Source organism: Anaerostipes sp. AF04-45 (assembly GCF_003461725.1).
GTDB classification, from domain to species: Bacteria; Bacillota; Clostridia; order Lachnospirales; family Lachnospiraceae; genus Anaerostipes; species Anaerostipes caccae.
The window spans coordinates 260,142-283,809 of sequence record NZ_QTXQ01000002.1 but is presented as its reverse complement, the minus strand read 5'-3'; the positions used below and the strand labels follow the sequence as shown (position 1 = coordinate 283,809).

Here is a 23,668-nt window from a genome sequence, read left to right as displayed (position 1 = left end):
GCAAAGCGGGCTGTTGAGCGGACAGCAGGGAGATAGTAGATATGTTTGATAGTTTTAAGAGTAAGACAGGAGTAAAAGAGCTGTTTTTGACCGATGGGAAGCCGCCGTACAAACAGGCGCTCCCTCTGGCTCTGCAGCATGTAGTGGCGATGATCGTGGGATGTGTCACACCGGCCATCATCGTAGCCGGGATCGCATTATCAAGAGGTGAGATCTCACCTGAGGATAAGATCGTCCTTGTACAGGGCGCGCTGATCGTCGCTGCGGTGGCGACGCTTTTGCAGCTTATTTCGTTAAAAAACAAAGTAGGGTCCGGCCTGCCTGTCATCATGGGTGTCAGTTTTGCATATCTGGCAACCATGCAGGCGGTAGTCCAGGAATTTGATCTGGCTACACTGTTCGGCGCACAGCTGACCGGCGGAATCGTTGCAGTCATCGTAGGTATTTTTATCAAAAGAATCCGTTCTTTATTTCCGCCGATCGTGACGGGAACGGTAGTATTTACTATCGGGCTTTCCCTATATCCGGTAGCGGTGGGATATATGGCAGGAGGCACCGGATCAAAGGATTACGGCAGTGTTAAGAACTGGGCGGTAGCCCTGATCACGCTGGCGGTAGTCGTGGGACTGAGCCATTTTACGAAAGGATTTTTGAAACTTTCCGCGATCCTGATCGGTATCTGTGTCGGATATGTGATCGCCGTCATTCTCGGAATGGTGGACTTCAGTCCGGTCCTCTCGGCGTCCTGGGTGCAGCTTCCGAGGCCCCTTCATTTCGGGATCAAGTTTGAGCCCTCTTCCATGATTACCATGTCGATCCTGTTTGTCGTGAACTCGGTGCAGGCCATCGGGGATCTGACGGCCACAACACAGGGAGGCCTGGGCAGAGAACCTTCGGACCGGGAACTCTCCGGAGGCATCATCGGAAACGGACTGGGCAGCCTGTTCGGTGCGCTGTTCGGCGGCCTTCCCACAGCTACCTTCAGCCAGAATGTAGGAATCGTGGGAACCACGAAGGTTGTGACGAAGAGAGTATTTTATCTGGCGTCAGGGATCATTCTGGCAGCAGGACTGCTTCCGAAGATCGCGTCTCTGCTGACCACGATCCCTCAGTGTGTATTGGGAGGGGCGACCATATCTGTATTTGCCTCTATTGCCATGACAGGAGTGAAACTGATAGCAAAAGCCGGGCTCAACAACCGGAATACGGCGATCGTCGGTCTTGGAGTGGCTGTCGGAATGGGCATTACACTGGCTCCGGATTCTCTTTCACTGTTTCCGTCATGGGTCATGATGGTTTTCGGAAAATCAGCGGTTGTACTGGCGACCCTGATCACAGTTGTACTGAACCTGATCATTCCGCAGGAGGAAGAAAAAGTGAGGGTCCGCAGGAGGATTCCTCTGAAATTTACGGTCAAAGAAAAGAATTTCAAGAACCTTAAGTCGCTGTAAGATGTGACGGGAATGGAGGGATAGGTATGTTCCGATGTATGGTCAATAAAAAAGAATATGTTGTGGAAAAGGACCAGAAACTGATCCGTTTTTTGAGAGACGAACTGAAGCTTAAATCTGTCAAAGACGGGTGCAGCCAGGGAGCCTGCGGCACCTGTACGGTGCTGGTGGACGGGAAGGCTGTGAAAGCCTGCATCCCGATGATGTCAAAGATGGACGGCAAAGAGATCCTCACGGTGGAAGGTATTCCCGAGGAGGAAAAAGAGGTTTTCGTCTATGCATTCGGGGAGGCGGGGGCCGTCCAGTGCGGTTTTTGTATTCCGGGAATGGTCATCTGCGCCAAGGGTCTCCTGGATGTAAATTTGAATCCGACGAGGAAGGAGATTGCTTTCGCACTCAGGAATAACATCTGCCGCTGCACCGGATATAAAAAGATCATGGATGCGGTGGAACTTGCGGCCAGACTTTTCCGGGAGAGAAAGAAGATTCCGAAGGAGAACGGACAGTGGAAGGTGGGAGAGAGAGTCCATCGGCTGGATGTGAGAGAAAAGGTACTGGGTACCGGGGAGTATACGGATGACATCGAGATGGAAGGCATGCTTTTTGCAAGCGCCGTCCGCTCGGAATATGCCAGGGCAAAGGTACTGTCTGTCGATGGCTCAAAGGCCCTTGCCGTTCCCGGTGTGAAGGCCGTGATCACGGCAAAGGATATCCCGGGGAATGTCCGGACCGGACATCTGAAACGGGACTGGTATGTACTGATTCCGGAAGGTACAACGACAAAATATCTGGGAGATTCCATTGCCCTCGTGGTGGCTGAGAGCGAGGAGGCGTTAGCTGAGGGGAAAAAACTGGTGAGGGTCGAATATGAAGAACTCACTCCGGTGAAGAACCCTTACGAAGCCATGAGAGACGATGCGCCCCTCGTGCACAGTGACGGCAACCTCCTGGCAAGAGAATACGTATGCCGGGGGAATGCAGAGGAAGCCATTAAAAATTCCAGACATGTGATCAGCAAAAAGTTTCATACTCCGTGGACAGAACATGCATTTCTGGAACCGGAGTGCGCAGTGGCTTTTCCATATAAAGAAGATGGAGTGAAAGTTTACTCCTCGGATCAGGGGGTGTATGATACCCAGAGAGAATGCTATGAAATGCTCGGCATTTCGCCGGAAAAGGTGTATGTGGAAAATAAGCTGGTGGGCGGCGGTTTTGGAGGAAAAGAAGATATGACGGTCCAGCACCATGCGGCATTGGCTGCCTACCTTTTAAAAAGACCCGTGAAGGTGAAACTAACCAGAGACGAGAGCATTCTGATCCATCCGAAGCGTCACCCTATGGATATGGAATTTACCATGGGATGTGACGATAATGGAATCATTCAGGGAGTGAAGGCAAGTATCATCTCTGACACCGGAGCCTATGCGTCCCTCGGGGGACCCGTGCTTCAGAGGGCCTGTACCCATGCGGCAGGTCCGTACAATTACCAGAATTTTGAGATCGAAGGCCGGGCGTACTATACAAACAATCCACCGGCAGGCGCGTTCCGGGGGTTTGGCGTGACCCAGAGCTGTTTCGGGCTGGAGATGGTTCTGACACTGATGGCGGAGAAAGTGGGAATTTCCCCGTGGGAGATCCGCTACCGCAACGCCATACGGCCGGGACAGGAACTTCCCAACGGACAGATTGTGGATGACTCCACAGGACTGGCAGAGACATTGGAGGCAGTAAAAGACGTTATCGACGAGTATCCGGACGCAGGCATCGCCTGTGCCATGAAGAACGCCGGAGTCGGCGTGGGCATCCCGGACACCGGACGATGTATTTTGAAGGTGATTAGTGGGAAACTTCATATAAGAAGCGGTGCATCCTGTATCGGACAGGGACTTGGGACTGTTTTGGTCCAGGTAGTCGGAGAAGAGACCGGACTGTCCGGAGATGATATCGTCTATGAGGCTTCCAACTCCATCTTGGCTCCCGATTCCGGGACGACTTCCGGTTCCAGGCAGACGCTGGTCACCGGTGAGGCGGTAAGGAGGGCATGCGCTCTCTACAACGAAGCGGTCAGGGGAAAGAACATCACGGATCTGGAGGGACAGGAATTCTATGGGGAATATCTGGCAGAGACCGATCCGATGGGAAGCGATAAGAAAAATCCGGTGTCCCACGTGGCTTACGGATATGCCACTCAGGTCTGTGTGCTGAATGAGGACGGAACGATCAAAAAGATGGTGGCGGCCCATGATGTGGGGAAAGCCATCAACCCTCTCTCGGTGGAAGGGCAGATCGAAGGCGGTGTGGTGATGTCCCTTGGATTTGCGCTGACCGAACAGTATCCGATCGATGAAAAGCTGAAGCCGACGGCAAAATACGGAACCCTGGGACTTTTCAGGGCAGATAAAGTGCCGGAGGTGGAGAGCCGGATCGTAGAGAAAGCAGGCCTTCCGGTTGCATGCGGAGCCATCGGAGTCGGAGAGATCACGTCCATCCCAACGGCACCGGCTGTGGCCTCTGCGTATTATAAAAAGAATGGTATATTTGAGCAGAAACTTCCGCTTAAGAACACACCATATGCAAGAAAAAAGAAATCATGATCATATAAAAAGGAGGCGGTTTTCGATGAAATACTTATTGAAAAACGGGACATTTGTGTCCGGAGACCAGATGAAGAAAGCCGACGTTCTGATTGAAAATGAGAAAATAGCAAAGACAGGACCGGATCTTAATGATCCGGAGGCCGTTGTTATCGATGTGACCGGGAAACTTTTGTTTCCCGGTTTCATTGACGCTCACACCCATTTTCAGCTGGAAGTCGCAGGGACAGTGACGGCAGATAATTTTGACACAGGGACCAGGGCGGCCATAAAGGGAGGCACTACGACGGTCATTGATTTTGCCACCCAGTATAAAGGCGAAACGCTGGAGAAGGCACTCGAAAACTGGCATATGCGGGCGGACGGCAGAAGTTCCTGTGATTATTCCTTCCACATGGCAATTTCCGACTGGAATGAGCAGACGGCTGAGTCTATGGAGCATATGATGGAAGAAGGGATCACATCGTTTAAACTTTATATGACGTACCAGGACATGATCCTAAATGACCATGATATTTTTATGGCGCTCAGGAAAATGAAAGAGATCGGCGGCATTACAGGCGTCCACTGTGAAAACGCAGGAATGATCGATGCGCTGACAGAAGAGGCGAAAAAGAGAGGGGATTTGGGAGCCGATGCCCATCCGAGGGTAAGGCCTGACGGGGCGGAAGCGGAGGCAGTCAACCGGCTGCTGGCAATCGCAAAAGAGGTGGATATTCCGGTGATCGTCGTCCATCTCACATGCAGGGAGGCGCTCGATGTCATCGAGAGGGCGAGAAACAGCGGACAGACGGTGTTTGCGGAGACCTGCCCCCAGTATCTGCTGCTGGATGAGTCTTTTTATGAGCGCAGAGAAGATGGAAGAAATTATGTCTGTTCCCCGCCTTTAAGGAAGAAGGAACACCAGGAAGTACTCTGGGAAGGACTGAGGACGGGAAAAATTCAGACAGTGTCCACGGATCACTGCAGTTTTACGGTGGAACAGAAGAATATGGGAAAGGATGATTTTACCAGAATTCCAAATGGGATGCCGGGGGTGGAAACCAGAGCCGTTTTACTTTATACTTATGGAGTGGGCTCAGGCAGGCTGACACCCCAGCAGATGTGCCGGGTGCTGTCAGAGAACCCTGCGAAGCTTTACGGACTTTATCCAGAGAAAGGCTGTATCATCGAAGGAAGCGATGCGGATATCGCTGTGCTTGATCCAGAGGGTGAAGATATCATCACTGCCCGGACACAGGAACAGAATGTGGATTATGCCCCGTTTGAGGGGATAAAAATAAAGGGAACCATCGATAAAGTTTTCCTGCGAGGCTGCCTTGTGACCGATGGAGGAAAAGTTGTGAAAGAAAAACAAGGAAAATTTATAAAGAGAGGACCTCATATGTTATGAAGCCAATCGTTGTAAGAGGCGGCGGGGACATTGCCACCGGGACCATTTATCAGCTGAGCAGGGCAGGATATCCGGTCCTTGTCTTAGAGACAGAACATCCGTCTGCTATCCGCAGGCAGGTGGCATTCTGTGAAGCCGTATATGAAAAAACTGCATCTGTGGAGGGCCTGACCGCTGTGCATGCAGATTCTCTGGAGGAAGCCATGGACATGGTTAATCCGTCAAGACCTGTGGTGCTTGTTGATTCGGAGGGGGATTCTATCAGAGAGATAAAACCCGATGTGGTGGTGGATGCTATTCTTGCAAAAAGAAACCTTGGGACCAGAAGGGATATGGCAAAGCTGACCATTGGATTGGGACCGGGATTTAGCGCAGGCAAAGATGTGGATTATGTGATCGAGACGATGCGGGGCCATAACCTCGGAAGGGTCATCGAAGAAGGTCCTGCCATGGCTGACACAGGCGTTCCCGGCAGGATTATGGGATACGGGAAAGAAAGAGTTATTCACGCTCCGGCAGAAGGAATCCTGTACGGGCGGACCGGGATTGCCGCACAGGTAAAAAAGGACGATGTCATTGCCGTGATCAGAGAAGACGGCGGCACAGAGGTGTCTGTATTCGCATCTCTTGACGGGATCGTCCGGGGAATCATCCGGGACGGCTACCCGGTGAAAAAAGGATTTAAGATCGCGGATATTGATCCCAGGATCGGAGAAAGAGATAACTGTTTTACGATTTCAGATAAGGCAAGGTGCATCGCCGGCAGTGTGCTTCAGCTTATATGTGCCGGTGAGAAAGGACAGCGAAGAAGGTGAGACGATGAAGAAAGTACGGGTTCAGGATGCTGTGGGCATGGTGCTCTGTCATGATATGACAGAAATCGTGCCGGGCAAGTTTAAAGGACGGGCGTTTAAGAAGGGGCATGTAGTGAAGGAAGAGGATATCGAAAAGCTGCTGGATATCGGCAAGCGTTATCTCTATGTCTGGGACCTGGAAAAAGGATATGTCCACGAGGATGATGCGGCGCAGCGGATGGTAAAAGCCGCCGCCGGAGCAAATATCTCTTACGGAGAACCGAAAGAAGGGAAAATTGAGCTCAGGGCATCCTGCCGGGGTGTCTTAAGAATCAATATCGATCTTCTGTACGAGTTAAACGGCTTAAAAGATGTGTGCTTTTCCACCATCCACTCCGGAAAGACAGTGGAAGAGGGAAAGGTTCTGGCAGGCACAAGAGTGATTCCTCTCGTGACAGAGGAAGACATGCTTTTACAGTTTGAGAAACTCTGTGAAGAGAAAGGCCCGCTGATCGAAGTCCTGCCGTTTCGTCATACAAAAATCGGAATCGTGACCACCGGTTCAGAGATCGCTGACGGGCGTATTGAGGATAAGTTTGGTCCGGTGCTTAAAAGAAAAGCAGAAGAACTGGACGGAGAGATCATCGGTCAGGTGTTTCCGGGAGATGAGAAAGAAGAAATCACAAATGCAATCCTTGATTTTATCGGACAGGGTGCGGATATGGTCCAGGTTTCCGGCGGCATGAGTGTGGACCCGGACGACGTGACGCCCTCTGCTATCAGAGACTGCGGCGGCGAGGCGGTCACTTACGGAAGCCCTGTGCTTCCGGGAGCTATGTTTATGCTTTCCTATGTAAAAGGAATTCCGGTTGTTGGACTGCCGGGCTGTGTCATGTACTCGAAGCGCACGGTGTTTGATCTGGCGGTGCCGAGACTTTTGGCCGGGGAAAAGCTTACAAGAGAAGATTTTATAAAAATGGCGCATGGAGGATTTTGCATGCAGTGTGATCCGTGCACTTATCCGGACTGCGGATTTGGAAGGTAGGAGAGATGAACGATTTTTCACATTTTGACACGAACGGCAACGCCGTCATGGTGGACGTGTCAGACAAAGAAAATACAAAAAGAGAAGCGGCTGCACAGGGCAGAATCTTTGTCGGAAAAGAGGTCTATCAAAAGATCAAGACGAAGCAGGTAGAAAAAGGCGATGTACTTTCGGTGGCCAGGATCGCAGGCATTATGGGGGCAAAACAGACCAGCAGTCTGATTCCTATGTGTCATGTACTGCTGATCCATAAATGCAGCGTGAACTTTGAGATGCGGGAAGAAGATTATTCGATCAGGGCCGTCTGTACGGTGAAGACAACGGGAAAGACCGGAGTGGAGATGGAAGCGCTCACAGGGGTGCAGATCGCACTTCTGACCATATATGACATGTGTAAGGCAGTCAGCAAGTCCATGTCTATGGGAGACATTCACCTTCTTGAGAAGTCCGGAGGAAAAAGCGGACCGTTCCGCTATGTTTCGGATAATATGCCAGAAACGGAGGACAGCAGTGGGAAAGATTGAGGCAATCTGTATCAGTGAAAAAAAGGGGACTGTAAAACGTCCGGTAGAAGAAGCACTTCTCGTTGAGGAGTTTGGAATCCGGGGGGATGCCCACGCCGGAAAATGGCACCGGCAGGTCAGTATTCTCGGATATGAGAAAATAAAAGAGTTCAACGAGCAGGGAGGAAAGGTGGAGGACGGAGACTTTGGGGAAAACCTTATCGTATCCGGAATCGATGTGGACGGTCTTGCTGTGGGCGATCGTCTCCTGGCAGGTGAGGTGATTCTGGAAGTGACCCAGAGGGGAAAGGAGTGCCACAGCCACTGCGAGATTTACAAAAGGGTCGGAAAATGCATTATGCCCACAGAGGGCATCTTTCTGAGAGTGGTCCGCGGAGGGACCCTCCGGGCAAATGATGAGATCATAAGAGCATGAGGAGAAGAAATATGGCATACAGAATCGCAGTCATCACGCTGAGTGATAAAGGAGCAGCAGGTGAGCGCCGGGATGAAAGCGGTCCGCTGATTCGAAGGATCACAGAGGAGCAGGGCTATGAAGTGGTTTCGGCTGAAATCCTTCCGGATGGGATAGAACCGCTGAAAGGAAGACTCATAGAGATTTGTGACCAGTACACGGCGGATCTGATCCTGACCACGGGAGGCACCGGATTTTCAGAGCGGGACCTGACGCCGGAAGCCACACTTGAGGCGGCGGAGCGTCTTGCTCCGGGGATCAGCGAAGCCATGCGCCTGGAATCGTTAAAGATTACAAAGAGGGCAATGTTAAGCCGGGGAGTTTCTGTCATAAGGAAGCGCACGCTGATCATAAATCTTCCGGGCAGCCCAAAAGCAGTCAAAGAAAATCTGGAATGTATCCTTCCCACACTTTCCCACGGACTGGGTATCCTGTGCGGAAAAGAATCGGAATGCGGACATCCGGGGAAATAGATATTTGACTGTATACCCTAACATTTGTTATGATAAAAGGACGGGATTATCAATAGTTCCTAAAAATCATGAAAGGATTCGTTATGGGAAAAGTTGCAGTAATTACAGATAGCAACAGCGGAATCACACAGAATCAGGCAGGGGAGTATGGGATCTACGTGCTGCCTATGCCGTTCTATATTGATGAGAAGCTGTATTTTGAGGATATTACCCTGACTCAGGAAGAATTTTATAAGAGACTTGGGGAGGGCGTGGATATCAAGACATCTCAGCCTGCTCCGGGAGATGTGATGGATTTGTGGAACAAGGTGCTGAAAGAATATGATGAGATCGTCCATATCCCTATGTCCAGCGGCCTGAGCAGTTCCTGTGAGACGGCTCACATGCTGGCAGAGGACTTTGACGGCAAAGTCCAGGTAGTGAATAACCAGAGGATTTCTGTCACCCAGAAGCAGTCCGTGCTGGAAGCCAAAAAGATGGCAGAGCAGGGCATGGGTGCGGCCGAGATAAAGAGCATACTGGAAGAACATAAGATGGAGTCATCTATTTTTATAACCGTAGATACATTAAAATATTTAAAGCAGGGGGGAAGGATTACCCCCGCAGCTGCAGCCATCGGCTCTGTTTTGAATATCAAGCCGGTGCTTCAGATTAAGGGAGAAAAGCTGGATGCATTTACGAAGGCAAGAGGGATGAAGCTTGCCAAGAAAAAAATGCTGGAGGCTGTAGATAAGGAACTGAACGAAATGTTTGGCCCGTCTGTGGAAAAAGAAGATGTCAATATTCAGGCCGCCTATACGGGAAGCAGGGAAGAAGCCGCTCTCTGGGCAGAAGAGATCAAAGGACGTTTTCCGGGACATCACTTTGAGATGGACCCGCTCTCTCTGAGCATCGCCTGTCACATAGGCTACGGAGCATTGGCAATCGCATGGACAAAAACTCTTGTATAAATATGAAACAGGAGGTATGAAATGAAAGATACAGTCAAAGATTTAAAGGAAAGAAGAAGCATAAAAAAGTATCAGGACAGACAAATCGAGGAGGAGGACCTTCAGGAGATTCTGAGGGCTGGGATGAACGCACCCACCGGCATGGGAATGCAGTCACCGGTCATGGCGGTCATACAGGACAAAGAAACGATTTCAAAATTGTCGAAGATGAATGCGAAATTCCTGGGAAATGAATCAATCGATCCTTTTTACGGAGCTCCGACGGTGATCGTTGTTTTGGCAGACAAAAACCGGCCCACATATGTGGAAGACGGCAGTCTCGTGATGGGAAATCTGATGAACGCTGCACACGCGCTGGGAATCGGTTCCTGCTGGATTCACCGGGCGAAGCAGGAGTTTGAGAGCGAAGAAGGCAGGGAACTCCTGAGACAATGGGGAATTGAAGGAGATTATGCCGGCATCGGCCACTGCATTCTGGGATACCAGGACGGAGAGACACCGAAGGCAAAACCCCGGAAGGAACATTACATTTACAGAGTTTGAACATAAAACAAAAAAGACGCTTTTTGACGGCCCGTTTTATAGTAGGCATCAGAAAGCGTCTTTTTTGTTCTATTATTTTCCTATCCCGTTTAAGAGGGCGGTAAAATCATCTTCCGGCATAGGCTTATAGAAATAGTAACCCTGAATCGTGTCGCAGCCGATATTTTTTAGAAAATCTACCTGCTCTTTATGTTCGATTCCCTCTGCTACGGTCCTTATTTGTAATTCCTTTACCATCGAAATAATTCCCCGGATGACGGTTAAATCTTTTTTGGAATCCGGGCTGCTGACAAAAAACAGGGAGTCCAGTTTCAATACATCGATCGGGATGTCCTTCAGCATGCTGAGAGAAGAGTAGCCTTTTCCGAAGTCATCCATGGCACAGAGAAATCCGTGTTCGTGAAGCTTCGCGATGATCTCCAGGAAATATTCTGTGTTCTCGAAACACGCTGATTCCGTGAACTCGATCTCCAGCAGACCGTCAGGGATCTGATATTCTTCTTTAATGGAAGAATAAATTCGTACAAAATCCGGATTATAAAACTGGATCTTAGAAACATTCACAGAGACCGGGATGACGGGGAGGCCGGATTTCAGCCGGTTTTGCATCAGAATACATACTTCCCGGAACACATACTGGTCCAGTGTGCTGATCAGAAAATTCTTTTTAAGCACCGGAATAAAGGAGGCAGGAGAAATCACCCGTCCGCTCTTATCCTGCCAGCGCACCAGGGCTTCAGCTGAATCAAAAGAGTCAGCTGAAAGGTTTACTTTCGGCTGATAGTAAACGATAAACTCCTTGTTTTTTAACGCATCGCTGAACCGGCTCTGAATGTTGATCTCCGCCACCATCTGTTCCCGGATGCTGTCGGTGTAAAAGGCGTAATGGCGTTCTTCCTGGCCTTTTACCGTCTTCTGGGCAAAATTGGCACGGTCCAGGATGGAATCGATCTCTATGGCAGAAGGCACATCTTTGACACAGCATATACCGCCGTAGATGGTAAGGCTGTAATGTTCTTTGGAGTCCATGGCGAAAGCACGGATACGGCTGTCCACGGCTTTTTGGCGTGCGATGAGCTCTTCCCGGTATTCATACTTCCTTAAAACGACGAATTTATCTCCGGAGATGCGGGCGAATGTCTCACCTTCTGTCATATCTTCCGACAGGAATACGGCATACTGTTTTAATAGAAGGTCGCCGAAATCATAACCAAAAATATCATTGCAGTATTTGAAATTCTGAAAATCCAGATGGAAAAATGCATAATCACACAGAGGGTTGGAAGCCAGGAGATGCTTGGAATCCAGCCGGAACTTTTCAAGATTTGAGGCTTTCGTAAGCGTATCCTGATAGGCGATAGATTCCAGGTTTGTGTTCCTGCGCTCCAGATGAAGCAGTCTTCTGAAATAGATGAGAAGGATGCAGACCCATGTAAAAATCGCCACGGCAGAGAGGGCGATACTCAGCCGCGTAAAATTTTTAATTTGTCCATTTGAATAGTTATCCGCAATAAATACAGTGTCGTTGGCGGTTGCAAAAAAATTTTCACTCAGAGCGAGCAGTCTTTTCGAATCGGCTCCGTCCCGGACCATGTCTATTTCTTTTTTTATCTCGTCCCATTCTTTGGAGAGCTTTTTCAGACTTTTCTTATATGTAGGATCTTCGAGAGGTGTCAGGCCGTATTTTCCTTCACCGGTGGAAAGCTCCGTTAAGATGTCGTCCACATAATCGATCAGGTAATCTTTAGACTGCCGGTTGGACTCCAGTTTGACGATCCTCTGTCCGCATCCGCGCACGATTCCGAGATAGTTGATCAGTTTGCCGTAGCCCTGCATATTTACAATAGAGCGCACAGAAAAAAGACTTGCAAAAATCATCAGCAAGAAAAAGACTGGTATTAACACTCTATTCCAACGTTTCATGAAGTCTCCCCTCTTCATTAGCCAATGCTTTGTCTGTGATATTTCCCAGGACATCCCTTTTTATCTTCTTATCATTATACCGGAAAAGTCCTTCTGTTGTCTATGATTATTAAAAGAAACAGGAAGATCGGTATACTACGATATATGGCTGATATACTCCCGAATCACACCGCAGGAATTCTCAAATTTTTCTTTCTCCTTATCAGTCAGGGATATCTCTATAACCTGTTCAATTCCGTCTTTTCCGATAATACATGGAACTCCCGCATGAATGCCGTATTGTCCATATTCTCCTTCAAGGAGAGGAGAGACCGGAAGGACTTTTTTTGAATCATGGAAGATAGAGCGGACAATCTCTGACAGAGCGATGCCGATACCGAATTCTGTGCTGCCTTTTCCCTCGATCACCTCATGTCCCGCATTGGCAGTCTCCTCTTCGATCTGTACAAGATCCAGTTTTCCATACCGTACCGTATCATCTTTCATCCACTGAAGCAGCGGTTTGCCGGAAATATGGACCGCAGAAAAAGGTATCATCTGTGAATCACCGTGTTCGCCCATGACAAAGGCCTGGATAGAACTGCGGTCCAGGTGCATCTTCTGGGAAAGAATTCTTCTTAACCTGCACGAATCCAGAGAAGTTCCGGTGCTGAAACAGCGGTTTTTCGGAAGGTCCAGCTGTTTTCTCAGATAATCCGCCACGATGTCGGCCGGATTGGAAATGCTGATCAGGATTCCCGGTATATGCAGGCCCTGCATATGAGAGGCGACCTCTTTCATGATGCGGATAGAGTCATCCAGCATATCCAGACGGGTCTGGCCCGGGAGCCTTGAAACACCGGCGGCCATAACGATGACATCCGCATCCTCCACATCCCCATAGTCTCCTGTCCGGACGGTGATCTGATGCGGGAGCAAAGAAACCGCATCGTCAAGGTCCAGCGCCTGGCTGTAAGCCTTTTCTCTGTCAATATCTATGTAAACCAGGTCATCCACTTCACCCCGGTACATGAGGCTGAGCCCGCACATAGTTCCCACGTGCCCCGCTCCGATGATAACGATCTTTCTAAGTTTCAATCCCATAGTCTGTCTCCTTTACAGTATTGCTTTCATGTGATAAAATCGTAGCACTTTCAATTTTAAAAGTCAACGCAGGGGACAGGGGAGATGATCATATGAAACATTGGCAGAACAGGATGCACACGGCCAGGAGAAAATGGGCGGCGGCATTCCCTGTTATTTTTGTGTCCTTATTTATGTTTTTTTCGATATTTCTTCTGTTTGGAATCGGCCAGGTAATCATGGTATCCTTTCTGACCCTTTTATTTCGGACAAAGAGCCAGAAAGATTTTTCCTTACAGGACCTGCTGCACTGCTACGGGATCATGCTCATCGTGTGCGGGGCATCGTACGCGGCATCCCTAAATCTGATCCTATGCTTTTTCCTGAATCTGCTGGTACCGTTCTTTCTAGTATTTCTTCTGACAGATAAATTTAATCCCAAAGCGTATTTTTTGTACGGAATGGAATTTGTGTTTCTTCAGCTGCGCCCGATCCCGGCACAGGCAATGCCTGCGCGCTTATGTGCTTTTTTTTATGCCTTTGCCGTTCTCACAGCCTTTTTGTATCTGCATTCCAGAATCATCAAGAAGAAAAGGCATTATGGAACTGTGAGAAAAGGAATGAATAATCTGGCGGTGCAGCTTGCCAGGCTTTCAGATGGGGAGAAGGATTCGAGAGATAAAGAGGAGCTGATCCGGATGATGTATCATATGAATCAGGTGATTTACTCCAGCCGCAATTATACATATCTGTCCAACGGATACGGCACGGTGAATTATTATTTTATGCTTATTTTCCAGCGTTTCCAGTACCTTCTGGATGAAATAATCGGAGAGGATGACATCAGAGATTCAGAAAACCGGGAATATTTCAGAAAGCTTTCCGGTATATTTTTCAGCGTGGAGCAGAAGATGAACCAGTCAGATAACGGTGAGCTCATAGAAAAAATCAAAAGCTTCAGCAGGACGGAAAATCTGACATCCAGAAGGGCCGGAGAGGGAATGAACGGGATCTTGGAACTGTTGTGTTTTGCGCTCTCAAAAATCACCGAGATAAAAATGAATCGGAAGGAGAAAGAGTGGAAGATTCCGGACGTTTCTCATAGAGTAAAAAGCATGAGGTCCCATCTCAGGCTGGATCAGTTTCATATGAGATTTGCGCTTAGACTCTCTATCGTCCTTTGCATCTCTTTTACAGTCTGCAGACTGACGAATCTGGAACATGGCTACTGGTATCCGATGAGTTCTTTTCTCATGCTGATGCCGTATTCGGAGGAAAGCATGATGAAGATCAACAACCGTATTCTCGGGACCATCGCGGGGCTGGGTGTGACCTTTGTGCTGACCGAACTATTTAAAAGCCTCGGCGGACATATCGCTGTCATTGCCGTCATGACCTGCCTTATGTATTATGTACCGGTCACCTCATGGACGATGCCTATGTACAGCACCTGCTACGGAATGGCGCTTACTACACTGAGCATGCCCAGGGGAGAAGCCATGGAACTCAGGATTCTGTATGTGGGGGCTGCGGCTGTGACCGTACTTCTTGCAAATAAATTTCTCCTTCCGATCACCGCTGAGTCTGAATTTTTAAAAAGTGTAAACAGCCTGCTGGATATCGATGAAAAAATAATGGGAGAAGTACGAAAGGGAAAAGACAGTGACCTGAACATGATGAGGGAGCTGCTTGTGCAGTTTCAGATGGCTTCAAAGGAGATTGAGGATTACACAGAAAAGCATTTAAATCCGGAAGAGAAGAAATTTTTCCGCCAGCTCCTGCCGGTCAATGCCCAGCTGGTTTCGGAGATGGAACAGATCGGTTCCTATATGCGCAGAAGACAGATGACTCCGAAGAATAACATGATGTTGGAAGAACTGCTTGGAAACATTGAACGGGCACTGAAAAGAATTAGAAAAAGTTACACAAAAAATGAACTGACAGGTTCCATGATCCTGGAAGAGGACAGGGTATATGGATGTCTGGACGAAGAACTGTATTTTAATACTCTTGCCATGAACTGCCTGGGGACCGTCAGGGAACTGAACGAGATTTTCCGGTGTAAATAAAGGCTGCGGAATGCTGTACCGCAGCCTTGTTTCTTTTTGGTTGATTTTATCAACTAAAATCAACTTCTAATCCATTGTAGTATTTCTGTATACGGTTATAATGAATTTGAGGTGATGAATATGAAGGAGTTAAATCTGTCAAATATTTTGGTGAAAAAGAGAAAAGAAAAGGGAATAACCCAGGATCAGCTGGCAGCCTATATCGGTGTCTCTAAAGCTTCGGTATCTAAGTGGGAGACCGGTGTTTCCCAAACAAAAAGATATTAAGAAACAGCCCATGTTTACCTGCTTGCAAACAAAAGAATATTGCTACTAGACTAAGAGATACTACATAAGTGTGTTGGTATCTCTTTTTTGTTGCCGTGAAACAGCAGACTATTTCATTTCTGCTTGATTACCTTAAAACTTATTAGTCTATGGTTTGTCAAGGGCTTGTTGCGTGAGAAATGCTGAATATCACCCTTTACAAAACATAGGCTGATAAGTAACTTTTCAAAAGCAGAAAAGAAATGGCAATGCTTATAACAATATGATATAATGCAGATGAAGACAAAAAAGGAATTTGTCGAGCTGGTTAGTTCGAGATAATTTTGAGTTTGTTAAGATGTGGTGCACTTGATGGAATCACAGGTACGACATCATATTATGGAGGATGAAATAGATGATAGGTTTGATTGTTGCGAGGTCAAAGAATAATGTTATAGGCAAGAATGGTAATATACCATGGAAAATAAAGGGAGAACAAAAGCAATTTAGAGAGTTAACAACGGGTAATGTGGTTATTATGGGGCGAAAGTCTTATGAAGAAATCGGTCATCCGTTGCCTAATAGAATGAATATTGTTGTTTCCACCACAACAGAGTATCAAGGAGATAATTTAGTTTCAGTTAAATCATTAGAAGATGCATTATTATTGGCTAAAGGACGAGATGTATACATATCTGGTGGATATGGACTATTTAAGGAAGCTTTGCAAATAGTAGATAAAATGTATATCACAGAAGTAGATTTAAATATTGAAGATGGAGATACATTCTTTCCAGAATTTGATATCAATGATTTTGAAGTTTTGATAGGGGAAACACTTGGTGAGGAAGTGAAATATACGAGAACATTTTATGTAAGGAAAAAATGAATTGAGTAAATTTTGGATTTAGGGTGTTTTCATAAATATATTGCTTTTTATGCATATATAAATTGTTGTAAGACAAATTCCAGTTGAACCAAATCGCTGCGCGATGGCCTGCCAAGGCTGTGGCGCAGCGATTTGGTTCAATTGGTAAAAATCGGTGTGCAGTCCAGAGGAATGGGCAGATACATTCTAAATGTAGTCTGCTTTTTCCTCTGTCCTGACGCCGATTGTTTACGAAATAATTTGTATGGGGCGATAAAATCAGAATTTGAGAGAGTATTGAATATGAATAAGGAATGGTCTGAACTTAATAAAACAATGCAGGCACAAATAAAAAAGAAAGATACTTATAAGAGGGGTATTGATACTTTACTTACTTTACGAAGTCAGTTAATACAAACCTTAGTATCTTTCAAAGAAGAATTATGCAGAGAAGATTTTAACTCAATCCCCTTCATAAACGCTGATGGTTATCATAGTAAGACGATTGCTTATTCTATTTGGCATATTTTCCGCATTGAAGATATAGTTGTGCATACAGTGATAAATGAAGATGAACAAGTATTTTTTGCAGGCAATTATCAAGAGCGTATCAATTCACCTATCATTACAACAGGAAATGAACTCATGAAACAGCAGATTGCAGACTTTTCAAAACAGCTTAATCTGGAAGAATTATATTTATATATTTTCGAAGTATGGGAAAGCACTGAGAAAATGCTTGAACGGTTATCTTATGATGAATTGAAAAGAAAAATACCGAAAGAAAGAAAAGGATACTTAGAATCGTTGAATGTAGTAAACGACAATGAAAAAGCAATTTGGCTGATTGATTATTGGTGTAATAAAGATATTTGTGGACTAATTCAAATGCCGTTTTCAAGACATTGGATTATGCACACAGAAGCCTGTTTGCGTATAAAGAACAAGATACATTCATAGGCAAAAATTTCAGTTTGTAGAACTAAGGAAATTGGAATTTAAGGAGGAATAAAGTATGGTTAGTGATTTTATAAGAGCAGCATTTCCATGGATTTTAATGGGTTTATTTGTAGCAATCAGTTGTTCCCTTATGAGTAAAAAAGAGAAATAAATTCCTGTTTGTATTTATAAAAGAGAAAAAATGAGAAAAGTAGTTTTATTTATTGCCATGAGCCTTGACGGATATATTGCGGACGGTAATGGTGGAGTAGCTTGGCTAAATGGTCATGGAAATGACAATGAAAACATCGACACTTATACAGAATTTACCAAAGATATAGATACTGTCTTAATGGGGTGGAATACTTCTCATCAGGTTGTTACTGAACTTTCTCCGCAAGAATGGGTATATAATAAATTTACAACTTATGTATTAACACATAAAGAGTGCAATTCTTCCCAACAAATTCATTTTACAAGTGAAAATCCTGTTTTATTATTGGAACGGCTAAAACAAGAAGCAGGAAAGGATATTTGGATTTGTGGCGGAGCAAATCTTGTTCAGCAGTTGGTAAGCAAAAATATGATTGATAAATATTACATTTCTGTTATTCCTACTCTGTTAGGAAATGGGGTTCGTCTTTTGGGCAACATAGACAGGGAAATAAAGTTAAGGCTTTGTAAAACACAGACTTATAACGGAATAACCGATTTGATTTATATGCGTAGATAACTAGAGAGAAACAGAAAAGCTGTTAAACCGACGGAGCGATCCGACCACGTTGGCGGGAAAATCCTTAAGATTTTTCCGCCATGCTTGCAAGGGGGCGGTTCGCTTCGGCGGTTCGGCGAGCTTGCGAGCCGTTCAAAGCCCCCGTTATCTAACAAGGGGGGCACAAAAAACAAGAAACACTATACACTAACAAGCGGAAAACGCTGTATTTATAAGGCAAAACCCCATTTTTACAGTAGTGATATAAATTGTACCTATATCACTATGAAAATTGAATAGTAAATATGAGAAAGACAGTTGATTTCAAAAAATAAGAAATTGATTGTCGTTTTCTTTTGCAGAAATTTAAGTGCAGGCAATTATGGTAGTTGTCGTAATTGCTGTCAGCTCAGTGTTTATCACTGATGGTGTGAAAGATTTACGGTTGGAGATGTTCAATAAGATTATTGGTGCTTAATTATTTTTATTGTAGTGCTGATATGAGAATGTTATAATTGGGGTATAAAACATACAAATAAATTTGCTGAAAAATGAGGTATCAAAATATGGAAAATGAATTACTGGAAAACTTAGGAAGACTTCACACAACTGAACTTGGCGTTATTAGAATTAAAAAGAACTTATCTTTGAATGTAGAAAATGTAATTGAATGGTGCAAAGAAAAAATTAGCCTTTCTAATGCGGAAATCACAAGAAAAGGAAAAAACTGGTATATAACGATTGATAATTGTATTATAACGGTAAATGCGTACAGTTATACCGTTATCACTTCTCACAAGGTAAAATGATAAATTTTTCTATAAAGGAATTAAACGCATTTGCAGTTATTGGGCAGGAAGTAGAACTGACTAATTATCAAAAAAAGAATATTCAGATTAGTACACAGTTTTGGAGAAAGTTTAACAGTAGTTTGAAAAAAGCGTATCTTTCACAATCAGGAAATTGGGTAAAATATGCTTTTATGGAAAGAAGAAATGGAAAACTTTATTATTTCTGTTCTATTCCCCAAAGAACCATTACCCCAGAGGGCTTTCTGTATAAAGAAATACCGTCTTATAAATATTTGGTTGTGGAGCATATTGGTGCTATGGATAAAATATATGAAACTTATGGCAAGATTTATGAAGAAATTATTCCTAGTACATCGTATATTCCTATAAAAGATATTATCCTACACTTTGAAAAATACGATTATCGTTTTCATTGGAATAGTGATAATTCAGTTATTGAAATTTGGATACCTATTCAAGATTAGAAGCAATTTTATATCCATACACACAAAGCAGTTAGTCTTAGGATTGACTGCTTTTTCTATACAGATTTTTAATGACAGGCAATTATCAATTATGGTAGTTGCCTTTTTTGATTGGAGGAATTGAAGAATGAATGATAAAAACTTTATTGAAGAACTAAGACAAAAGCGTGAGGAATACGGAGTAACACAAACAAGGCTTGCTGTTGCCTGTGGTATCAGCCGTGAATATTACAACCGCATTGAAAAAGGAAAACAGCCATTGAATGACGAATTAAGAGAAATCATAGAAAAACAGATTGAGCGTTTCAATCCGCAAGAACCACTATTCTTATTGATTGATTACTTTCGTGTCCGCTTTCCTACTACGGACGCATTGGCGATTATCCGTGATGTATTACAACTGAAATCTAATTACATGCTTTATGAAGATTATGGAAAATACGGATATGAAAGCAAATATGTACTTGGCGACATCAATATCATGTGTTCCATGCAGGAGCATTTAGGTGTTTTATTGGAACTGAAAGGCAAAGGCTGTCGGCAAATGGAATGTTATCTACTGGCACAGGAACGCTCATGGTATGACTTCATGCTGGATTGTATGACGGCTGGTGGTGTGATGAAACGGCTTGATTTGGCTATCAATGATAAAGCAGGAATATTGGATATTCCAAAGTTAAAGGAAAAATACAAGGCTGGCGAATGTATCTCCTACTTCCGTATGCAGAAAGATTACAGCGGTACAGAAAAATGCGGTAGCGATTTACCAAAGAATACAGGAGAAACCTTATATCTCGGTTCAACAAGTAGCGAATTATATATGTGTGCTTATCAGAAAAATTATGAGCAGTATGTCAAGAATGGCACAGAAATTGAAGATACGGAGATTAAGAACCGTTTTGAAATACGCATGAAGAACGAACGAGCCTATTATGCGGTTGTAGATTTACTGACCTATCGGGACGCTGAACGCACCGCTTTTTCTATCATCAATCATTATGTCCGCTTTGTTGACAGAGAGGACGACAAGCCAAAAAGTCAATGGATAACAAATGATGATTGGGCATGGTTTGTAGGGGAAAACAGAGAGCCGATACGCTTAACCACAAAGCCAGAGCCTTACACTTTACAAAAAGCGTTGCATTGGCTACAAAGACAAGTCGCACCAACCATAAAAATGGTACAGGCATTAGACAGAGAAAATCGTACAACGATACTGAAAGATATGATTGAGCAGGCAGAACTAAAAGACAAGCATAAACATTTATTACAATTAGAGAAATCAACCATAGAAGAACGTATAGATACCGCTGTTCCACAAGAGAATGACGGTATTTTTTAATGTAATTGAAAAATTTCAGATTTAGTCAGCAAAGAGCTGTTTTCATTCCCTATGTGAAGTGAAAGAAGAAAAATAAATTTTTTATTAAATCTGCAACAAAATGGCTACTTGCGTACAGATATGGTGCGAGAAAAGGAAATCTAAACTTTTTTTGAAAATAGGTCATTAAATCGGGGCTTGCTGTCCCTATATGAAGTGAAAGAAGAAAAAAGTTTTGAAAAAATGACGGAAATTCGTGATTAGTGGACAGTCTTCTGTGAAAAGAGGAAAAACATCATCATTTTGTATTCAAACAGGCATTAGCAGTTGAGTGTTGATGTGAAAAGATGAAAATACTTTGTTCTCAACTTAACAATTTAAGGTTTCCGTTCCCTATATGGTGCAAAGAAAATATTTCATTCTATTGTTGGCAGTAACGGTATGGTTTGGGTAGTTAGGGTGTGAAAAGGAAAATATTCTTTTTTCATCATCAACTTAGCAAAATGACATTTTCTATCCCTATATGGTGCATGAAAAGAAGTTAAAATTTTTCCATTTAAACTTAGCAAATGGACGTTTGCTGTACAGATAGTAGTGAAAAAGGAGAAAATCAACCGTTGATTGCCAAAATGAACCGTTCCATTTGTACTAATAATGGAAAAAGTTTTGGATTTTGGTTACGTTTCTCCTCTTTTCCAACGCGATATATAGGAAAGACGATTTTTTTCTTTCAATCGTTCTTTGACAACTGAATAAAGTAATTCAATACGTTTGACAGACAGCTAGCCGTTGAAACAAATACGCCACGACCTTTCCCCTGCAAGAGCGAGCGAAAACCTATTTGTGTTCTTGTAAAAGATTTGTCCTCTTTTATCGCCATGACCTGTACTGTCAGATAATGATACTCCCGTACAGCCACAGCTTGAGCATTAAGAGCGTCGCACGCAATGGGTACGGCTACATAAGAACTATGCAGAGGTGGAACTCCTGTGGGCTATGACAAAAGCCGTTGAATTGCTTAGAAAGATTTTACAGAAAGGGGGTATGTGTTATTGATAATGCTGTAAAAACAATTCAAAAGAAAAATGGCAAGTGTGGCATTGGCAACAGAGGAAAGACAAAGATTGTAGTAAAAGAGCATTTTTCCGAAAAGGGCAAAACAATGGAAGAACTTCTAACTGATGTCATGCTGGAAAAAGCAAAGCAGACAATCGCATAAAATCGGTGCAGTTGTAAGAAATAGATTGAATGACAAAAAGTACCCGTGTTATACTTTACTTGCAAGCAGGTATTGTAAACACGGGTTAGTTATAAAGGAGGATAACTGACAATGAAACAACAGATTTACAATACTGCACTTTATCTTAGGTTAAGCCGAGATGATGAATTACAGGGCGAAAGTTCCAGCATTACCACACAGAGAAGTATGTTGCGTTTATATGCAAAAGAACATCATTTGAATGTCATTGATGAATATATTGATGACGGCTGGTCGGGAACAAATTTTGACAGACCGAGTTTTCAAAGAATGATTGAGGATATAGAGGCAGGAAAAATCAACTGTGTTGTAACGAAAGACCTTTCCCGTCTTGGCAGAAATTATATTATGACAGGACAATATACAGAATTGTATTTCCCTAGTCATAATGTCCGCTACATAGCGATTGATGACGGTGTAGACAGCGAAAAAGGCGAAAGTGAGATTGCACCATTTAAGAACATCATCAATGAATGGGTGGCAAGAGATACAAGCCGTAAAGTCAAATCAGCATTTAAGACAAAGTTTGCGGAGGGGGCTCATTACGGTGCTTATGCTCCGTTAGGATATAAGAAACACCCTGACATCAAAGGAAAACTGTTGGTTGATGATGAAACAAAATGGATTATTGAAAAAATCTTTTCCCTAGCCTATCAAGGTTACGGAAGTGCAAAAATCACAAAGCAGTTAAGAGCAGAAAAAGTTCCGACAGCGTCATGGCTAAATTTTACAAGATACGGTACTTTTGCACATATCTTTGAGGGAAAACCCGAAAGTAAGCGTTATGAGTGGACGATTGCTCATGTCAAGGCGATATTGAAAAGTGAGGTTTATATCGGAAACAGTGTTCACAATATGCAGTCTACGGTATCGTTCAAGAGCAAAAAGAAAGTGCGTAAGCCCGAAAGTGAATGGTTTCGAGTAGAAAACACTCACGAGCCGATTATTGACAAGGAAGTGTTCTATCGTGTGCAGGAGCAGATAAAATCAAGACGCAGACAGACAAAGGAAAAGGCAACGCCGATTTTTGCAGGGCTTGTCAAGTGTGCGGATTGTGGTTGGTCTATGAGATTTGGAACGAATAAGACAAATAAAACGCCTTACAGTTATTATGCTTGCAGTTACTACGGGCAGTTTGGCAAAGGTAATTGTTCTATGCACTACATTCGTTATGATGTGCTGTATCAAGCCGTATTGGAACGCTTGCAGTATTGGGCTAAGGCAGTACAGCAGGACGAAGAAAAGGTATTGAACAAGATACAGAAAGCTGGCAATGCAGAGAGAATACGGGAAAAGAAGAAAAAGGCAAGTACATTGAAGAAAGCCGAGAACAGACAAAATGAGATTGACCGTTTATTTGCGAAAATGTATGAAGATAGAGCCTGTGAGAAGATAACAGAGCGAAATTTTGTGATGTTGTCCAGCAAGTACCAAAAAGAACAGATAGAACTGGAACAGCAGATAACAAGCCTAAGAGAAGAACTAAGTAAAATGGAACAGGATATGATAGGTGCTGAAAAGTGGATTGAGTTAATCAAGGAATATTCCGTACCAAAGGAACTGACAGCACCATTATTAAATGCCATGATAGAAAAAATCCTCATACATGAAGCAACAACGAATGAGGATAACGAAAGAATACAGGAAATTGAGATATATTACCGATTTATTGGAAAAGTTGAGTAATCAACAAGAGTAATATTTTTAACTAAGGGAAACCGGGCAGAGCTACCCGGATATTACATTTCTGCCCCAGCTGGCGGCCTATTTCAA

General features: G+C 44.3%; 21 protein-coding genes and 1 pseudogene. 20 read left to right on the top strand and 2 right to left on the bottom strand.

Annotation, left to right across the window (positions count from 1 at the left end; translation table 11 throughout):
- Nucleotides 1-41 precede the first annotated feature (41 nt).
- The 10 genes from DWV34_RS04310 to DWV34_RS04265 all read left to right on the top strand — a co-directional run bounded on the left by DWV34_RS04310 (nucleotide 42) and on the right by DWV34_RS04265 (nucleotide 10,221).
- Entirely contained in the window at nucleotides 42-1,451 is a 1,410-nt protein-coding gene (locus tag DWV34_RS04310) for a uracil-xanthine permease family protein (RefSeq protein WP_022260892.1), read from the top strand.
- A gap of 26 nt (nucleotides 1,452-1,477) precedes the next feature.
- Nucleotides 1,478-4,045, top strand: coding sequence for a selenium-dependent xanthine dehydrogenase (gene xdh / locus DWV34_RS04305; protein WP_022260891.1), 2,568 nt, complete (start codon nucleotides 1,478-1,480; stop codon nucleotides 4,043-4,045).
- Between the two features lie 25 nt (nucleotides 4,046-4,070).
- Complete coding sequence (hydA, locus tag DWV34_RS04300) at nucleotides 4,071-5,438, top strand: dihydropyrimidinase (RefSeq protein WP_009290390.1); 1,368 nt, start codon at nucleotides 4,071-4,073, stop codon at nucleotides 5,436-5,438.
- On the top strand, nucleotides 5,435-6,253 hold the full coding sequence (gene yqeB, locus DWV34_RS04295) for a selenium-dependent molybdenum cofactor biosynthesis protein YqeB (RefSeq protein WP_009290391.1): 819 nt from the start codon (nucleotides 5,435-5,437) through the stop codon (nucleotides 6,251-6,253). The genes hydA and yqeB overlap by 4 nt, the downstream gene beginning before the upstream one ends.
- A 4-nt stretch (nucleotides 6,254-6,257) precedes the next feature.
- Nucleotides 6,258-7,277, top strand: a complete 1,020-nt coding sequence (locus tag DWV34_RS04290) for a molybdopterin-binding protein (protein WP_022260890.1) — start codon at nucleotides 6,258-6,260, stop codon at nucleotides 7,275-7,277.
- A 5-nt stretch (nucleotides 7,278-7,282) separates the two neighbouring features.
- Complete coding sequence (moaC, locus tag DWV34_RS04285; RefSeq protein WP_006569030.1) at nucleotides 7,283-7,801, top strand: cyclic pyranopterin monophosphate synthase MoaC; 519 nt, start codon at nucleotides 7,283-7,285, stop codon at nucleotides 7,799-7,801.
- Entirely contained in the window at nucleotides 7,788-8,216 is a 429-nt protein-coding gene (locus tag DWV34_RS04280) for an MOSC domain-containing protein (protein WP_022260889.1), read from the top strand. The genes moaC and DWV34_RS04280 overlap by 14 nt, the downstream gene beginning before the upstream one ends.
- The gene (locus DWV34_RS04275; protein ID WP_009290395.1) at nucleotides 8,213-8,728 is read left to right on the top strand and encodes a MogA/MoaB family molybdenum cofactor biosynthesis protein; all 516 of its coding nucleotides are present in this window, start codon (nucleotides 8,213-8,215) and stop codon (nucleotides 8,726-8,728) included. The genes DWV34_RS04280 and DWV34_RS04275 overlap by 4 nt, the downstream gene beginning before the upstream one ends.
- Before the next feature lie 83 nt (nucleotides 8,729-8,811).
- A complete protein-coding gene (locus DWV34_RS04270) occupies nucleotides 8,812-9,678 on the top strand; it encodes a DegV family protein (RefSeq protein WP_009290396.1) in 867 nt (288 codons plus the stop codon).
- A gap of 21 nt (nucleotides 9,679-9,699) precedes the next feature.
- Nucleotides 9,700-10,221, top strand: a complete 522-nt coding sequence (locus DWV34_RS04265) for a nitroreductase (RefSeq protein WP_006569026.1) — start codon at nucleotides 9,700-9,702, stop codon at nucleotides 10,219-10,221.
- A 72-nt stretch (nucleotides 10,222-10,293) separates the two neighbouring features.
- Here the strand turns inward: DWV34_RS04265 and DWV34_RS04260 are convergent, their stop codons facing one another.
- Nucleotides 10,294-12,144: a putative bifunctional diguanylate cyclase/phosphodiesterase gene (locus tag DWV34_RS04260; RefSeq protein ID WP_243000815.1), complete on the bottom strand. Its 1,851-nt coding sequence runs from the start codon at nucleotides 12,142-12,144 to the stop codon at nucleotides 10,294-10,296.
- A 135-nt stretch (nucleotides 12,145-12,279) separates the two neighbouring features.
- Entirely contained in the window at nucleotides 12,280-13,227 is a 948-nt protein-coding gene (locus tag DWV34_RS04255; protein ID WP_009290398.1) for an L-lactate dehydrogenase, read from the bottom strand.
- 92 nt (nucleotides 13,228-13,319) lie between these two features.
- Here DWV34_RS04255 and DWV34_RS04250 point away from each other — a divergent pair, with 92 nt between their 5' ends.
- The 10 genes and pseudogenes from DWV34_RS04250 to DWV34_RS04200 all read left to right on the top strand — a co-directional run bounded on the left by DWV34_RS04250 (nucleotide 13,320) and on the right by DWV34_RS04200 (nucleotide 23,581).
- Nucleotides 13,320-15,275 carry an FUSC family protein gene (locus tag DWV34_RS04250; protein WP_009290399.1) on the top strand — a complete coding sequence of 652 codons (1,956 nt, stop codon included), beginning with the start codon at nucleotides 13,320-13,322 and terminating at the stop codon, nucleotides 15,273-15,275.
- A gap of 120 nt (nucleotides 15,276-15,395) precedes the next feature.
- Complete coding sequence (locus DWV34_RS04245; protein ID WP_330416959.1) at nucleotides 15,396-15,542, top strand: helix-turn-helix domain-containing protein; 147 nt, start codon at nucleotides 15,396-15,398, stop codon at nucleotides 15,540-15,542.
- Nucleotides 15,543-15,936: 394 nt separating this feature from the next.
- Nucleotides 15,937-16,432, top strand: a pseudogene (gene dfrF, locus DWV34_RS04240) (trimethoprim-resistant dihydrofolate reductase DfrF).
- A gap of 260 nt (nucleotides 16,433-16,692) precedes the next feature.
- On the top strand, nucleotides 16,693-17,349 hold the full coding sequence (locus DWV34_RS04235) for a hypothetical protein (protein WP_002303420.1): 657 nt from the start codon (nucleotides 16,693-16,695) through the stop codon (nucleotides 17,347-17,349).
- A 181-nt stretch (nucleotides 17,350-17,530) separates the two neighbouring features.
- On the top strand, nucleotides 17,531-18,061 hold the full coding sequence (locus tag DWV34_RS04230) for a dihydrofolate reductase family protein (protein WP_002303421.1): 531 nt from the start codon (nucleotides 17,531-17,533) through the stop codon (nucleotides 18,059-18,061).
- Between the two features lie 545 nt (nucleotides 18,062-18,606).
- Nucleotides 18,607-18,849: a DUF3781 domain-containing protein gene (locus tag DWV34_RS04225; protein WP_002587847.1), complete on the top strand. Its 243-nt coding sequence runs from the start codon at nucleotides 18,607-18,609 to the stop codon at nucleotides 18,847-18,849.
- A complete protein-coding gene (locus tag DWV34_RS04220; RefSeq protein WP_002303261.1) occupies nucleotides 18,846-19,316 on the top strand; it encodes a GyrI-like domain-containing protein in 471 nt (156 codons plus the stop codon). Before DWV34_RS04225 ends, DWV34_RS04220 begins: the two co-directional genes overlap by 4 nt.
- Nucleotides 19,317-19,443: 127 nt before the next feature.
- A complete protein-coding gene (locus DWV34_RS04215; RefSeq protein ID WP_002323151.1) occupies nucleotides 19,444-20,658 on the top strand; it encodes an XRE family transcriptional regulator in 1,215 nt (404 codons plus the stop codon).
- Nucleotides 20,659-21,646: 988 nt separating this feature from the next.
- Nucleotides 21,647-21,856 (top strand): hypothetical protein, encoded by a 210-nt coding sequence (locus tag DWV34_RS04205; protein ID WP_002303258.1) that lies wholly within the window; start codon nucleotides 21,647-21,649, stop codon nucleotides 21,854-21,856.
- Between the two features lie 111 nt (nucleotides 21,857-21,967).
- The gene (locus DWV34_RS04200; RefSeq protein ID WP_002323152.1) at nucleotides 21,968-23,581 is read left to right on the top strand and encodes a recombinase family protein; all 1,614 of its coding nucleotides are present in this window, start codon (nucleotides 21,968-21,970) and stop codon (nucleotides 23,579-23,581) included.
- The last annotated feature ends 87 nt before the right edge of the window (nucleotides 23,582-23,668 follow it).

Excerpts from the sequence above, each read along its gene's own strand:
- DWV34_RS04310 (WP_022260892.1), top strand. The coding sequence starts at position 42 with ATGTTTGATAGTTTTAAGAGTAAGACAGGAGTAAAAGAGCTGTTTTTG.
- xdh (WP_022260891.1), top strand. The coding sequence starts at position 1,478 with ATGTTCCGATGTATGGTCAATAAAAAAGAATATGTTGTGGAAAAGGAC.
- hydA (WP_009290390.1), top strand. The coding sequence starts at position 4,071 with ATGAAATACTTATTGAAAAACGGGACATTTGTGTCCGGAGACCAGATG.
- yqeB (WP_009290391.1), top strand. The coding sequence starts at position 5,435 with ATGAAGCCAATCGTTGTAAGAGGCGGCGGGGACATTGCCACCGGGACC.
- DWV34_RS04290 (WP_022260890.1), top strand. The coding sequence starts at position 6,258 with ATGAAGAAAGTACGGGTTCAGGATGCTGTGGGCATGGTGCTCTGTCAT.
- moaC (WP_006569030.1), top strand. The coding sequence starts at position 7,283 with ATGAACGATTTTTCACATTTTGACACGAACGGCAACGCCGTCATGGTG.
- DWV34_RS04275 (WP_009290395.1), top strand. The coding sequence starts at position 8,213 with ATGAGGAGAAGAAATATGGCATACAGAATCGCAGTCATCACGCTGAGT.
- DWV34_RS04270 (WP_009290396.1), top strand. The coding sequence starts at position 8,812 with ATGGGAAAAGTTGCAGTAATTACAGATAGCAACAGCGGAATCACACAG.
- DWV34_RS04265 (WP_006569026.1), top strand. The coding sequence starts at position 9,700 with ATGAAAGATACAGTCAAAGATTTAAAGGAAAGAAGAAGCATAAAAAAG.
- DWV34_RS04260 (WP_243000815.1), bottom strand. The coding sequence starts at position 12,144 with ATGAAACGTTGGAATAGAGTGTTAATACCAGTCTTTTTCTTGCTGATG.
- DWV34_RS04255 (WP_009290398.1), bottom strand. The coding sequence starts at position 13,227 with ATGGGATTGAAACTTAGAAAGATCGTTATCATCGGAGCGGGGCACGTG.
- DWV34_RS04250 (WP_009290399.1), top strand. The coding sequence starts at position 13,320 with ATGAAACATTGGCAGAACAGGATGCACACGGCCAGGAGAAAATGGGCG.
- DWV34_RS04245 (WP_330416959.1), top strand. The coding sequence starts at position 15,396 with ATGAAGGAGTTAAATCTGTCAAATATTTTGGTGAAAAAGAGAAAAGAA.
- DWV34_RS04235 (WP_002303420.1), top strand. The coding sequence starts at position 16,693 with ATGAATAAGGAATGGTCTGAACTTAATAAAACAATGCAGGCACAAATA.
- DWV34_RS04230 (WP_002303421.1), top strand. The coding sequence starts at position 17,531 with ATGAGAAAAGTAGTTTTATTTATTGCCATGAGCCTTGACGGATATATT.
- DWV34_RS04225 (WP_002587847.1), top strand. The coding sequence starts at position 18,607 with ATGGAAAATGAATTACTGGAAAACTTAGGAAGACTTCACACAACTGAA.
- DWV34_RS04220 (WP_002303261.1), top strand. The coding sequence starts at position 18,846 with ATGATAAATTTTTCTATAAAGGAATTAAACGCATTTGCAGTTATTGGG.
- DWV34_RS04215 (WP_002323151.1), top strand. The coding sequence starts at position 19,444 with ATGAATGATAAAAACTTTATTGAAGAACTAAGACAAAAGCGTGAGGAA.
- DWV34_RS04200 (WP_002323152.1), top strand. The coding sequence starts at position 21,968 with ATGAAACAACAGATTTACAATACTGCACTTTATCTTAGGTTAAGCCGA.